The sequence below is a fragment of the Methylocaldum szegediense genome, from assembly GCF_949769195.1.
Lineage (GTDB): Bacteria > Pseudomonadota > Gammaproteobacteria > Methylococcales > Methylococcaceae > Methylocaldum > Methylocaldum szegediense.
Genome location: NZ_OX458333.1, coordinates 775,245 through 790,178, shown reverse-complemented (window position 1 = coordinate 790,178; position 14,934 = coordinate 775,245). Strand labels below are relative to the sequence as shown.

Below are 14,934 nucleotides of genomic sequence, written 5' to 3'. Positions count from 1 at the left end.
GGGTTAATCCGGGGCACGGATGCCCCGGCGCGGCAACAAGCCGCGTGAGTCCAGGGCCGGGCGCGTACCGACCTGGGCGGCGAACCGTAAAAACCCTCCTGTATTTACGGGATTGGTTAATAGTACAGCTGCGACGCCGTGTAATTCCCACTCGCTGCAGTAGCCTTGGCGCAAACCCGTTACGGACTGCGGGCATCCTATCCGACCGGCGCCGAGAGGGAACGGCTTTTGGCGACTGAAGATTCCGACCGCGTGCCTGCTGGCGGCGGCGAGTTTGGTCTTTTGCCTTTGACGGATTCGTTGTGAATGCGAGGTGTTTGATGAATCAGCTCGAAAAACCCCGAACTGCGGTGGATTTGCGCAAGGTGAGAATCAATCCCAATTTCTGGTACCCGCTGGCCTGGTCTCACGAGATCGGAAGAGGCAAGGTGCGTGGGGCGGTGTTTGCCGGCGAGCCGATTGCCATTGTCAGGACCCAGTCGGGCAAGGTATTTGCGCTGGAGGACCGTTGCGCCCACCGCCAATTTCCCTTGAGCCTCGGGGTTGTCTGCGGGGAACACCTTCAATGCGGATATCATGCCTGGCGCTACGACGAGCACGGCCAAATCACTTCGATTCCCTACGCCGGACGCGACACCGCTTTGCCGCCCGGCGTGCGTTTCTACCCGTGCCGCGAAGCCTATGGAACCATCTTCGTGTTTCCAGGCGACCCGAATCTCGCGGAACGGGTTCCGTTACCCGATCTTTCGCTACGCGACTCCCCCGACTACAAGCCCATGTATTTTTCCCGCCAGGTCAACTGCCATTATTCGTTCATGCACGAGAACCTGATGGACATGAACCATCAATTTCTGCATAGACGGCTGATGGGCAGAGTCAAGCCGGAGTTGCTCAATACTTCGACGGGAGACGGCTGGGTCGAAGCGAAGTACCACTTTCATCATCTGGGCGGGCGACGGCACTTTGGCTCCGATCTGCTCTCGATCGGAGGCGATTCGTCGGAGAAAACCTACGACATCATGACCATTCGCACCGAATACCCTTATCAGACGCTGACGATCGCTGGCGCCGATTCCGACTCACCGAGCGTCCGTCTGTGGTCGGTTTACGTTCCGAAAGACCACGCCCAAAGAACCAATCAGAGCGTCGGCATTCTAATGGTCCGGAAGCCCCGGATCCCCGGCCTGATTTATCTTTTGTGGCCGTTGCTTCGACATTTCACGGAATCGGTGTTCGCCGAAGACCGCATGGCGGTGGAAGCGGAGCAACGGGCTTATGACGAACTAGGAGGCGATCGAAATTATGAGGTCTATCCGGTCACGCTCGCTGTCCGGGAGTTGCTCGCGACCCGAGGACTCGCCCCGAAACCGGGTAGTGAGGTGTGACAACGCTGACGACGGCGATCGAATAAGGACTCGAGTGGGCTGGCAAAACGCGGGAGGGGAAGGGAAACTGGATCCGGACATCCTTGTCCGTCGCGATCACTTTCCCGTGAACGCAAGGGCCGTGCCTTGGCGATCCAGTCATAGCCTGGTTCCATCGACTATCGAGATGCTTTTCCCGGCGAGTTCCACTATCCCTTCGCAGCATCCCGCAGTCCCAACCGAAACCTACTTGTTTCGGGCTCACATGCACCGTTTGCATGGAACTGGGGGACATTTAACCCGACTCCGGCCGGTTTCGAAATACGCCTGACTTCGTAGGTAATTGTTCGTAAAGGGTTATTCCGAAAGGGTCGGTGAACGGTGTTGATGCCGACCAACTGGTCTTCGGAAGTCCGCGAAAACGAACTCGCGTCCGCTCGACCTCAGCCCGCACGGGAGTGCAGCCAGCGCATGATTTCCGGCCACAGGATACGATGGGCGTCCCGACCAACCAGCATACCGACATGCTGAAGCGACACACCGACGTCTCCGCCGTACCGAATCACCGCGGTATCGCGGCTCCTTGCCGCTTGTAGAAACGGCAGTACCGCTCGCGGCGGGACGATGCGGCAGTTCGGATCGATAACGCCGAGGATCGGAGCCTGGACTAGCTCCGGGGCGGCACGGCGGCCTTCGATCATGAGATTCCCCTGCATGAATCTATCCTCGCGATACAGCCACTCCACGAGTTCCTCGAAAAGCGTCGATGCCATGGGCATCTCTTCGCACGCCCACCGCTCGACGGCGAGGTAAGTGCGCTGCGCGCTCGGGTCCGCGAGACTTCGGATCCCGTCCCACACGCGCCGCCAACCGAATGTCAAGGGATCCGCGGCCAACGACCAACCGCTGAGCAGCGAACCTGCCACTGGCGTCATGACGGCGGTCAGGTATTGCGCTGGCGGAGCCTTAGCGATCCAACGGTCCAGCGCGCCTACATCCGGACCGAAATGGAGCGGAGCACCTAAAAGAATCAGTCCGCGCACACACTCCGGATGCAGCGCCGCAAAAAGAGCGGCCAGAGTTCCACCGAGGGAGTGTCCGGCTAGAAAAACCGACCCGTTCCCTTTTTCCTTTTCGATCGCGCTGACGCAGTCCAGCATGAACCTCTCGGCATAATCGCCGAGACCGAAGGCTAGTCCGTCACGGCCGGGATGCTCCCAGTAGGCGAGATAAACCGACAGCCCGTTCTCCAGTCCGCGCCGGACCACGCTGGCTTGGGGCAAAAGGTCCCAGATGTAGGCGCGCTTGATGGGCGCCGGCACGATCAACAGGACCGGCCCTGCCCTCGGCTCTGGATCATAGTTTCGAAGTGTGAGGCCGGGTTCGGACAGCACGGTCCGAAATGGGCTCTCCTCCGGCCCCAAGCCGGCTCGGTCCAGCCACACGCCGAGTTCGCGGCGGAACCGGTCCATCGGTTCGAAAAATGAAGGTTCCAGATTAATCCCGAGTCCCGGACGTATTGCTGAATCGCTGCTTCCGTGCTCGCTCATGGATGGCCCTCAAAAAATCGATCATTCCCGATATCGACCCAGAAGCCTGATGAAAACTCCCGGCTTGGCGATGTGCGCAAGACTCTGCAACACGCGGCGGCGATGTTGCCGGATAACAATAAGAAAACTCTAATTTTTAGCGATCACGTTCGCGAATGATGCCTGTCCTCAGCTCCGCCGAAGAGCCTGCCCTGAGCTCCGCCGAAGGGTCTGCCCTGAGCCATGTCGAAGGGCGGTTTACTTCGCTCACCACATCCTACAACCGACATCCGTAGGGTGCGGTGAGGCACGACAAACCGGCAGGATCGATAAAAACATCCTTGTTTTTCACCCTCACGGGCGCTCCGCGTCCCAATCCTCTCCCGGAGGAGGGGTGCCGAATTACTCGTCTCTTCCTTGAGACTTGCCCTCCGGGCCGTGCTCCGCACGTTCCCGTTCGTTCCCGACGAATCGGTGCACGGCAAAGCCGCCCGTAGAATGCCGGAAAAGGATGTCCGGCATGAGCCACACCGGTCGCGTCCTCGAACGATGCGGTTCGCTTCGCTCTCCGCATCCTACGCCGATAACTTGTAGGGTGCGGTGAGGAACGAACCGCACCAATCGTGTCCCCGAATGATGCGGTTCGCTCCGCTCACCACATCCTACGACCGATGACCGGTAGGATGCGGTGAGGAACAAACCGCACCGGGCGCGTCCGCGAATATGCATTTCCCGAGCCTATCGAAAGGACTGTCCTGACCGAAGGGGTGAAACCGGCAGGGAGGGGACTTCTGCATAACCTCCATAAGTACATTTACGGATTTCTCGGAAACTGGGAGTCGGCGCTAATTATCAAACTGAGCACGCTCGAACAAGGATGGGTTCTATGCGATTCCGGCCAGGCGTGTGGCTTCCTCTGGTGCTAGCGGTGTTATTGGTTGGCGACAGCCTGGTGTATGTCTTCTTTTTCTCGAACCTCGCGTTTCCCGACGCGCCTGAAACGAGCCGAACGCTGACCTCGACCAGCAAGGCAACCCCACAGGAAATTGGTGCCTTCGACCTGCTTGGCCGGACCGTCAGCAAAGCCGAGGCACAAAGACTCCTGCAGACGGAAGATGGCCGGCGGCAACTCGCGCTGGAAAATGGCGCCATCGAGATCAGCCGGGACTTGATTGCTCTCGGGCGACGGGCTTTTTACGAGGAAACTTACGGCAATGAAGTCTTCCTGACGGACGTCGTGGGGGTTGTCGACGGACCGATCAACCTGTGGAAACTGGCCAAGTCCGTGATGGCTTTGGGCGGAAAACCGACCACAAACCTCCAGGTTCGTCTGGATCGCGACGTCACGATCGGCGAGCAGACTTTCAGACGGGGAACGTGGATCAATACCGGCCTGGACGTCCCGCGGGGCGCATTCGTCCCGCTCGGCATGCGGATTTTTCTGCAACATGGACGGCTCCGCGTCGGCATGACCTGCGCCGCATGTCACGCTACCGTCGATCCGGACACCGGCGCCATCATCGAAGGCGCACCGAATGCCGATGTGAACGCCGGGCTGTTATTGGCCTTCGCCACCAATTCCGCCGCTTTTTTCCGCCAGACCGGCGTCAATCCGACTCGTTTTCCGGCCGGCGATCATATCTATCTCAAAGCCGACGGCCAGGTGGCTCGCCTACCCGACCCGCAGGCGGTCGAAGACGCCGTGGACGCTGCCCTGCTCGCCTGGCCGCCAGGCAATTTCGATTCCACCGGCGACCTTGAGAACAATCCAACTCAGATTCCGAACTCCTACACCTTCGGTGCCTGGCCATACGGTTGGAGCGGTTTCGCTTCGACCGGCTGGTTCCATGGGTTAACTACATTAAACGCCAACGTCCACGGCACCAATTCGGACATGACCACCGGCGCGGACTCCAGCGAGGAACTGCTGGGAATCGACAAGGAAACGTATCTCGGCGTCATCTTGCAGCGCTCGGCGAACGGGGATTTCCGGCTGCCCGAAGGCGAACAGCCCTCGCTGTTCTTCAAACGCGTCGACCCAACGCCAGGGGTGCCGGGCTTGAATTCGGCCGTCGCCATGCCGGGTTATCCGAAAGGCTCGATTTTCATTCTGGACGGGCTGATGCCCAACACGCCGGGACTGCCCGTGGCGGCTCAACTCAACGGCCTGTCGGCCTGGCAGAACACATTGGCTCCTCCGCCCGGCCGTTCCGAGGACAAGGAAGCGGTCCGGCGTCGGGCGAAGGTTTTCTCGAAAGCCGGCTGCAGCGGCTGTCATAGCGGGCCCCGCTTCACTAACAACCGCATCCTCCCCCAGCCAGAGATCGGCACACAGCCTTCTCGCGCCAAGGCGCTAGCCGCTTTTTGGTGGACTTTCGTGCCGCCCAAGACCTACCCCGCCGACACGCCGGTGCCGCTACCTCCGGATCCGAAGATGCTGCCGGTACCGACAGAAATCACACCGAAGGAAGATCAACGATTGGCCTATGCTCAGGACAATCCCGCCGGCGGCTATAAAGTCCCCACATTCATCGGCCTTAAGGTCAGCGCACCTTATCTGCACGATGGCGGCGTGGCTGCAGGACCCGAAGCTTTTCGCCGAGAGGGCGGACGCACGGTTATCTCCAAGCCCGACCAACTCGGGACGAGCATTCTCTTTCGGGGCATAGTTCCGGATCCTAGCAACAGCCTGCGGGTATTGCTCGACCGAGGCTTGCGCGCCGCAGTCATCGCCGCCAACCGAGCCGATTCTCGCCTCCAAAAAGCCAATGTGGACGGCAGCGGCCATGCCTTTTGGGTGGACGAGGAAGCCGGCTTCTCTCTACAGGATCAGGACGACCTCATTGCCTTTCTGCTCTCGCTGGACGATGAGCCGGCCGTGCTGCCGTGAGCAACTTCAGATCCCGCATGCGCGGTCTGCCCCCCCCCCGCTGTCAAGGTTCGATTGAATCCTGACGACAATCAGCCAAACGTAGGCCGGATTAAGCAAAGCGGATCTGGTGTTTCTATTGTTGAACGCCGAGAACGGTTTTGCCTTACCCTGGCTTACCAACATGGGATCGAGAAGGCCGGAAAGTGAACTATTAACCCGGGCTAAAATACGGCCGGGTTAATCCGGGGCAGGGATACCCCGGCGCGGCAACAAGTCGCGTGAGCCCGGGGGCGGGCGTACCGGCTCGGGCGGCGGCCCGTAGATACCAGGAAGGTGTTTACGGGCTAGAATAATAGTGCTCTGTTACCCGTCGACGGTAGGATAAAACTACCGAGTTTGACCTACGCACCGGCGGTGGTACGCCCTCCAATGAGCCAACCCGGAGTGCAGAACCAGCGTTCCTTGCACCCGGCAATCGACACGTGATGCTGCGCTTGGCCACTGAATAAGCTTCCCGTAGCCGACATATCACCGCTGGCCGGCTTACGGGAAACTCACGAGGCATCAATTGTTGATGCAATCGAGGATCAGGTCCACTTCTTCCAGCCAAGGCGCCGTGGTTTTCGGCGAAATTGTCTTTTTGCTCAGCGCCTTGATCTCGTGCTTCAAAGCAGCCAGGAGCGACCGGGCCGCAGCAACTTTCCCCCAGTCGGCAAGTTTTTGAACCGCTTTGATCTGAGCCAAGAGGCCCTTCTCGAGCCCGTGTGGCAAATCGGCCGTTACAATCGCATTCGCCAGCGAGACGAGCTCGGCGTGGACGTCGGTGGTTACCTTGAGCGTGGCCGTCGCTATAACTGGCTCCGTCGAGCCGTCCGCGGGAATGCTCCGAACGAAGATCTCGTGTGTCCCACAGGTGGTGGGCTTATAGGACACAGACGCAGTAAAGACATCATTTGCCCGGATCCTCGGGATAATCTCGTGATCGAATAGCACGCCGCCCTGTTCCGGATCACCATCGTAGAAGAAGGCGTGGACCGAGTCGAAGTGAGAAGAATCGCCTCTATGGATAGCCCGGATTGTCACCGGCTGATGCAGCAGCACTTTGTCCGAGGGAACCTCCACCCGGTCGATGGTCAGCACCCTGCCTTCCTGCGCCGCAAGCCCCTCGGATGGCTCCTCGCTAGGAGCGGATGCCACATGGAACGTCTGATTGTAGAAACCCAGGTTGTTGCTGTAGGTCTCAACAGCCACATCGGCCAGAGAGTTCAGGGAACTCGCCGGGATCGCCCTGAGACCATGATCCTGGATTTCTGGAACCAGCTGTCCGTTCTCCTCCATCCAGACGACGACCCAGAATTTCCAGTCGGTATTCGCTTCGACCGTACTCGTGTCCCAGGTAGCTTGTGCGTAGACCCAATTCTGCGGCGCACCATCGTCCGCGCAGGGATCAACATCGCCCTGCGCCCCGCCGCAGAAGGCTGGGATCGGCCCCAGTTGGTCCTCTCCAATCAGAATTGCCGGGGCAAAGGCATCGGGATTATCTGGAAGGCTCTGGAACCGGCCGGCGGTGGCATCCCAAGGCTGGGCATAGAACCGGACGTGGACGGTGGTGCCTGTCGGCATATTCGCCAAACTGTAGTTGTACACCCGAGCCTGGAGGGTCACCGTCTCACCCTGAGTGGCCATGGTGATCTGCGGCCCACCAATAGCAGTACCAGGGGTCACGAACAGACCCTTCATTTGATAAAAGCTCGCAACCGAAACATTGGCCGGAGTCGGTGTCTGCTGAGTCGGGGTGCAGGCCGGCGAGGTCTGCGAGGACGTGAAGCCCACGGGACAATTAAACCAAACCTGCTGCGGATTGGTGCCCGTCGGCGCTTTTTGAAGCCAACGCTGCGGATGGTTCAGGGCCACGTCCGGAGCGGCGATATAGGCCTGCTTCCACCAGTCGCCGGACTGGATGGTTCCGGTGCTCAGCGGATTCGCGGCGAATCCGACGGCAAGGAAGCCCTGGGCCTGAATGGTGGTACCGGTCGCGAGATCGTCTTGGATGGTGCCGAGCGGGGCCATCTGGCCGAATATGAAGCTCTGTCCCTGATAGAGATAGGTGCTCTGGCTGGTCGGTCCGCCCGGAATTCCGCGATTGACGATCACCCCGGTGGACTCGGAGAAGGTGCTAGACGTCGTATTCAGGGTGCTCACCGACTGGCTCAGGTTATAGTCGAAGCTCGCGCTGCCGCTGAGACCAAATCCCTCGATATTGGCACTGCCTGAAACGCTCACCGAGGTATCGAAGGTGTGCGTGCTGACCGATCCGCTGGTTACGCTTTGACCTCCGCCCTCGCTCCAGGTTACGGACACTTGCTCCGGCGACTGCGAATCCCAGAAATCGTTGCCGGCCGATTGAAGCTGCAGCGGAGTGGCCGCCGGCTGATTCGCTTGGAGCAGGCTGAGACTTCCCGGATAGGACAGCACGTTTCCGGGTTCGTGTACCGGCTGATACCACTCGATGGCAGCACCTTCGGCGAGATCGATGTAGACGATGTTGTCGGGTCCCGAAAACTGCACGTGTAGAGGAGCCATGTCGGCTGGACAACCGTCCAGTGGCTGCGCGCCGCTGAGGGGGACGCAGTGGCCGATAACCGGATAGCTGTAGAGGTTGAATCGGTCAGCCGTGGCCGCTACCCGATCGTCGAACACCGTCTGCGCCGACAATCTGAAGGAGTTGCCCTGGTAAGTGTTAAATGTTTTGGCAACCGTATTCTGATGGGTCTGCGTCGCGGACTCCTTGAGGGTAGCGCTAACGCTGTCGATCCCAGGGATGCCGTACGTGATCTTTTCCTCCGCGGATTCCTTGGTCGCCACCGTATAGCTCGTCGTTTTCTTGCGGCTCGCCTGGGTGCCCGTGGTGTCCTGGAAGTTGTATTGGGCATTGAAGGTATTCGGGAAAACCGAAATGTTGAGCACTTCGGGCGCCGACCCGCCGACCGGGGTGATCCAGTCCACGTGCATAGGCGGAAGGCCGAGAATGGTGTCGGGCTGGATATGAGAGACCACGGTTACCCTCTCGGGCGGCCCCAGCAACAAGGACCGCCCTTGGGTGTCGCCGGAGACCATGAGAATCTCGTCGATTTCGGATGGCGACGATCCCTGCAGAATTTGCGTCTGCGATACCGCTGACACGGAAAAGTTGTTGCTAGGGTCCACCCGATTGATGATCAGTTGGAGCGAACTCTCAGAATCCGCCATGACTACCGCGATCTGCAGGTTGGGAGGGTCGTTCTGTCCAAGAATTTGCGCATAATTACCTAAGGCCATGGCCATGAGCGGCGATTGTGAGCTCCCTCCGCCTGCGCGAAAGTTGAGATCATTGTCGAACGAAAAAACACCGATTATGCCGGCGCCCTGCGAGTTGAACGCCACCACGAGTTGATCGGTGTCGCCGAACCAGTCCAGTCGGCCGCTCGCGAGGCCGGCGACGGCGTTGGAATCACTGTCAAGGACGGTCGATAAAAGCGTGTTTCCCCTGGGGATCAACTGATAGCTACCGGGATTATTGGTATCCGGCGCGACGTCGATGGAGTTCATAGCCAGGTTGGCGCCAAAACGATAGGCGATGACCAACTCAGCGTCGGGAAGACCGTTGGCGTTGAGTACACCGTCATAGTCGCCCGCCGTCAGCGCGGTCTCGGCGACTCCGTTGATGGCAACCGTCGAGGCGGCCACCTGTCGAAGCGCTTGATTCGCAATCGTGCCGTCCGGGTTCGTGACCACTTCGAAGACATATATCAGAAGCTCGCCGCCGTTGAGCGGACTCGCCTGTGCGATGGCGACCTCCGCCTTCCCGTCCCCGTTGAAATCGCCTGCGGCGATCGAAATATCGATGTTGAAATTGACGAATTCGGGACCGATTCCGTTGCTGACAAACAGACCGGCATCGAGATTATTGACGTCGCTGGCCGTGACAATGCGCAGCAGCCCGCTCGTGCTGCCGACCGCATCGGCAGTGAGTAGCGCGATATCGGCGAATCCGTCTCCGTTGAAGTCCGCCATGGCCATGCCCCGGGGGTTGCCGGAAACCGAAAATCCCTTGGTGACGAAGCCGGCAGGGTCTTGATCCCGTATGTTGATCAACCCGTCCGTCATCGTGACGATCACATCGCGCGGCAGATTAAACATTCGTCCCACTGCGGTGACGAAAGACGGAACCTCGCTACCTGTGATGGCATACGGAAGTTGCGCGCTGATCGACGAATTGCTGGTCTGCAGAACCACGTTATTGACGGCGTCTATCTGGCTCGTGACCACGAGGTCGTCCACCGGCAGCAACCGGCGCCGCCCCTGTAGAAGGTCGCTCACGTTTGCAAAGCAGGGAGCACCGGGATCGTTGCTATTGCATCCGTTGGTTTGGGCCCGAATCGGGGGACTGCCAAGACCTGTTGTCACAGCCATGGCAGCCGATAGCAGGCTTGCCATTACTCCGGAAAATCGCGTTTCTGACAGAATCTTCATCATGGCTCTCCCTTTTCCATAAATGCCGTCGTGGCGAAAGCAAGTTCCTCTCAACATCGGTATCGGTTTGTTTTTAAACATTGCTTGGCCTGTCTCCGTAAACGCCATGAAACACCTACGCCCTCGACTCTCCCCAAGAAAATCGAATTTCGGCAATCGCCGGTGTAGGTGTAGCCTTCATGGAGCCCAAGCGAAATCTGGGGCGATCGGAGCCTGGGAATCGCTACATTCCGCAACGCTGACGGGCTTAAAATCCAACGCCGATGTAGGCGGATTTCAGAGCGTTACCTCCAAGCTACTCGTTGCTGGTTATCTGGCACCCACGTGCGGCTCGGTTGCAAAGGTCGCCAGGCCGTTTGGCTGCGGAGGACAGTGCGGAGCCAAGGGAGAGGAAACAAACGCGACTTTCACATTGTCGATGAAAGCCGCGCTGTTGACCTCAGTATCTTCCCAATCCAATATGTGGAACTTGATCCGGACCCGATCGCAACTGTCGCGGCCAACGGGAACTCGGCTCTCGACCTTCAGCGTATGAGTGCGCAATGCGAAAAGCTCGTCCTCGACGAACGTTGGAATGGCGGGGCGGGACAATGAAAGCCTCTCCCCGGTTTCGAGATCGGTTACCTTGGTGGATATGCCGGTCGGAGGAAACGCGGAGGTTGGCCCAGAAATCCCATCGGTCTTGATGGTCAGCAACTCGACGGCTCCCTGTCCCGTGACGAGTTCGGCGTGGAATGGATCCTCAAAGAAAGAAAACGGGCCCACGGATTCGTCGGTCTTGTATCGGACCAGGAACGATACCGAGATTGCCTTGTACGGCTTCGTCGGAAAACCGAAGTCGCTATCAAGGAAACTAGCGGTATTCCCGACAGCGTCATTTCCGGATAGAGGGTTTTCCCCTTCGCCGGCCGTAGTGATGAACGCAGACCAAGTGCCGTCCAAGACATTCTGGTCAAGTACGCCCGCGTCTCCACTGGAATCCCACCCGCTCAAGTTGCCGGTTTCGAAATCTCCGTTTTCCAGGGCATTTTCGATCGCCCATGCAGGTTGCAGAACGCCCGTTCCCAAACACATGCCGAGCGATACGCCCATGCTCAACCGTTTCAAATTTTCCCTTTTCATGACATTCCTCCTTATTGCGCGAAGTGGAATGACTCGCTTCCATTTCCCATTGGGCAAATGCCCTCGCTGGCGTTAATCCGAACGCCGGCAGTCTTCCATCAATTGGCGTGCCAAATTACATCCATTTGTTTTTATTAATATTTTTTAATGATATAGGGTTTATTTCCGTGCCTGTTGTGAAACCTTCAACCACATCATCCTTGCCTCGACATCCCCAATTTCCAATGTTCAACGATCATCGGGTAGTACCCAGGAATAACATCTGTGTATGTAAATCATTGATTTTGTTTTTATTTTAAGATTGTCGGACAACCATCCCCTCGAGCCAGTGCACCGTAAGATTTTTTGACACTGTCACGGTAGTGCCATCTCTGTTTCGTTCTGTCAGCGCTTTAGAGGTAGGTAGGCCAGTTTTGTAAGTTGGGAAAAGTTTGCCGAAAGGACTGTCCTAAGCCGAGCTGAAGCGTTTGCCCTGAACACCGCCGTAGGGCCTGTTTTGAGCTCGGTCGAAGGGCCTGTTCTGAGCGACGTCGAAAGGCCTGCCCTGAGCGAAAATGAAAGGCCTATTTCAGTCTACGAGACTGGGAGACCCGAGCGTGGATCGGCTCAATCCGTACGCGTCTGGCCAGACGACTGGCCGCGATAGCGCTCCAGAAGCTTGGCGTTGATCGCGACGATCACGGTGCTGAGGGACATGAGCGCCGCCCCGATTGCCGGCGACAGCACCCAGCCGAACGGCGCCGCGATACCGGCCGCGAGGGGGATGGCCACGGCGTTGTAGCCGGTGGCCCATAGAAGGTTCTGGACCATCTTGCCGTAGGTGGCGCGGGATAGGCCGAGCGTGGCGGCCACGTCGAGCGGGTTGCTGTGCACCAGAATGATGTCGGCCGATTCGATGGCCACGTCTGTGCCGGCGCCGATGGCGATGCCGAGATCGGCCTCGACCAGGGCCGGTGCGTCGTTGACCCCGTCGCCTACCATGGCGACGGTCAAACCTTGGGATTTAACCTCGCGGATCTTATCCGCCTTCTCGTGGGGCAGAACCTCGGCGAAGAAATCGTCCATCCCGAGTTGCGCGGCCACATGTGCTGCGACCGCCCGGCTGTCACCGGTGAGCATGAGGCAGCGGATGTTCATGGCCTTGAGCCGCGCAATCGCTTCAAAGGATTCCGGACGGACCACATCGGCCAGCGCGATGGCGCCGAGCACCCGGTCGTCATCCGTCACATAGACCACAGTCTTGCCCTGCCCCGCCAGTTCGGTTAAACGCTCGTCGCGAATGTCAAATCCCTGCTCCTCGACATACCCAGGACTGACGACCCGAATCATACGACCTTCGATCCGCGCTTCCGCGCCGCGGCCGGTCAGGTTCCGGAATTCCTCAGGCTTAGTCAGAAGGATGCCGCGCTCCTCCGCCGCCCGGACGATGCCCAGGGCGATCGGGTGTTCCGATTGCTGCTCCAGCGAGGCTGCCAGCCGCAGCAATTCCGCTTCGTCGATATCCGCCAGCGGCACCACATCCGATACGCCGAAGCGGCCTTCGGTTAGGGTGCCGGTCTTGTCGAACACGATCGCCTGCAGATTCCGGGCGCGCTCGAAAGCGGCCCGGTTTCGGATGAGAAGACCGTTCAGGGCAGCCAGCGAAGTGCTCACCGCCACCACCAACGGTACGGCGAGCCCCAGGGCATGCGGACAGGTGATGACCATCACGGTTACGCTGCGCTCCAGGGCGAACGCGAAAGATTGGCCCAGCAGAAGCCAGACGACCAGGGTCAGGGTCCCGACCGAGAGGGCGATATAAGTCAGCCACTGGGCGGCGCGGTTCGCCAAATCCTGCGCCCGCGAACGAGAAGCCTGAGCCTGCCGGACCATTTCGACGACCTGCGCCAGATAGGTTTCCGCACCAGTCTTTCGTATTTCCAGCACCAGCGCACCTTCACCGTTCATCGCACCGCCGATGGCTTCGTCCCCTTTCTGGCGGGTGACGGGCTTGGATTCGCCGGTCAGCATGGATTCGTTGAGGCTCGAACGGCCTTCGACGATGAGGCCATCGGTCGGGATTTTTTCGCCCGGCTTGACCAGCACCCGGTCGCCGGGTTTGAGTTCGGTAACCGGCACCTCTTCGACTTCGCCGTTTTCCCGTAGCCGATGCGCTTCGGTGGGCATCAGCCGTACCAGGGCATCCAAAGCGCCGGAAGCGCCTATGACCGACCTCATCTCGATCCAATGGCCGAGCAACATGACGTCGATCAGGGTCGCCAGCTCCCAGAAAAATACCTCGCCCGGAAGTCCGAACACCACCGCGCTCGAATAGAAATAGGCCACGCTAATCGCTAGCGAGATCAGCGTCATCATGCCAGGCTGAAGCTGCCGAAGCTCGTCGAACAATCCGCGGATGAAGAGCCGGCCGCCATAGAGATAAACGGCCGTCGAGAGACCGAAAAGAACATACATCGATCCCGGAAAGGCCAGGCTCTCCTCGAGACCCAGCCAGTCCTGGATCATGGGCGAAAGGGCCAGGATGGGAACGGTCAGAACCACCGAAAACCAGAAGCGGTGGCGAAAGTCGGCCACCATCGCCGCGTGGTGGTGATGCTCCGCTTGATGGTTCTCGTGGTGATGGGCGTGTGCATGCCGGGCGGGCGCGGCTTGCGGCTCGGAATGGGTGTGATGTCTCATGGCGGCGCTCCGTGGGATAGTTCCGGCCGCCAAGCGATGGATGAGGTTAGTCGGTGGCGGATTCCGGTTCTGGGCTATGCGAATTCATTTTCATACCGGGAGAACTCGATGGGAAGTGCGCCCCGCCCTGCGAAAAGCAAAGCAAAGCGCACCTTTACACAGATTGCTTGCAAACGGATCGCCTAGGTCAGGTACCGAACCGCTCGCTCCAGGCGTAACCCATGCCGGTTACATGGTGATCGCGCTTGCCAGCTTGTTGCAGGCTTGCTCGCAACGGCGGCACGACTCACCGCAAATGCGGCAGTGTTCGTGACGAGAGGCATGCCGCTCGCACTCTTCGGCGCAGATTCCGCAGGCTGTCGCGCAAGCTTGCAACTGGCTGCGCATCATCCTCATGTCCGATTCGGTCTCGCGCGAAACGAGCCGGCCTGTCGCCTCGCAGATGTCCGCGCAATCCATGCACATCCGAATACATCGCTTGAGTTCCTGCACCTGATCCTCGCCGACGCAAGCGTCGGCACATGCCGTGCACGCTTGCGCGCAATCGAACAGTTCGCTTGCCGTTTGGGACAACAATCCCATGTCCACGCCCCGCCCCATCACGGCCGGGTGCGGATGCGCTTTCAGCATTTCCTGGATCGCGTTCATGATGTGCCTCCTGTAGTCCTTGCCATGTCGATATTGATGACTTTCGTCTCCACCTGTCCCTCTATCCCTTTTGTTGGAAGGCTTCTCTTGGGTTTGAGACCAGTTCGTTATCTCGAGCGAATGCTCGTAAAACCAGTCCGTAAGTTAGGACCCGCGGCAAACTGTCCCGGTTCCGGGACATCCTCTGAGTTTCTAATGGCACATCCGA

Annotated in this window: 7 protein-coding genes; 2 read left to right on the top strand and 5 right to left on the bottom strand. The window is 59.1% G+C overall.

Features of this window, described 5'->3' with window-relative positions; all coding sequences use genetic code 11:
- Nucleotides 1-320: 320 nt before the first annotated feature.
- Nucleotides 321-1,385: a Rieske 2Fe-2S domain-containing protein gene (locus QEN43_RS03420; protein ID WP_026611972.1), complete on the top strand. Its 1,065-nt coding sequence runs from the start codon at nucleotides 321-323 to the stop codon at nucleotides 1,383-1,385.
- Between the two features lie 422 nt (nucleotides 1,386-1,807).
- Here QEN43_RS03420 and QEN43_RS03415 read toward each other — a convergent pair whose 3' ends face one another.
- Nucleotides 1,808-2,914, bottom strand: a complete 1,107-nt coding sequence (locus QEN43_RS03415) for an alpha/beta fold hydrolase (protein ID WP_084162373.1) — start codon at nucleotides 2,912-2,914, stop codon at nucleotides 1,808-1,810.
- A gap of 865 nt (nucleotides 2,915-3,779) precedes the next feature.
- Here QEN43_RS03415 and QEN43_RS03410 point away from each other — a divergent pair.
- On the top strand, nucleotides 3,780-5,783 hold the full coding sequence (locus QEN43_RS03410) for a hypothetical protein (protein ID WP_026611970.1): 2,004 nt from the start codon (nucleotides 3,780-3,782) through the stop codon (nucleotides 5,781-5,783).
- 546 nt (nucleotides 5,784-6,329) lie between these two features.
- Here the strand turns inward: QEN43_RS03410 and QEN43_RS03405 are convergent.
- The 4 genes from QEN43_RS03405 to QEN43_RS03390 all read right to left on the bottom strand — a co-directional run bounded on the left by QEN43_RS03405 (nucleotide 6,330) and on the right by QEN43_RS03390 (nucleotide 14,726).
- Nucleotides 6,330-10,124: an FG-GAP repeat domain-containing protein gene (locus QEN43_RS03405; protein WP_317963703.1), complete on the bottom strand. Its 3,795-nt coding sequence runs from the start codon at nucleotides 10,122-10,124 to the stop codon at nucleotides 6,330-6,332.
- 462 nt (nucleotides 10,125-10,586) lie between these two features.
- The gene (locus QEN43_RS03400; protein WP_026611968.1) at nucleotides 10,587-11,399 is read right to left on the bottom strand and encodes a hypothetical protein; all 813 of its coding nucleotides are present in this window, start codon (nucleotides 11,397-11,399) and stop codon (nucleotides 10,587-10,589) included.
- Nucleotides 11,400-12,005: 606 nt separating this feature from the next.
- Nucleotides 12,006-14,078, bottom strand: coding sequence for a copper-translocating P-type ATPase (locus tag QEN43_RS03395; protein WP_026611967.1), 2,073 nt, complete (start codon nucleotides 14,076-14,078; stop codon nucleotides 12,006-12,008).
- Nucleotides 14,079-14,306: 228 nt separating this feature from the next.
- Complete coding sequence (locus tag QEN43_RS03390; protein WP_026611966.1) at nucleotides 14,307-14,726, bottom strand: four-helix bundle copper-binding protein; 420 nt, start codon at nucleotides 14,724-14,726, stop codon at nucleotides 14,307-14,309.
- Nucleotides 14,727-14,934: the final 208 nt, after the last annotated feature.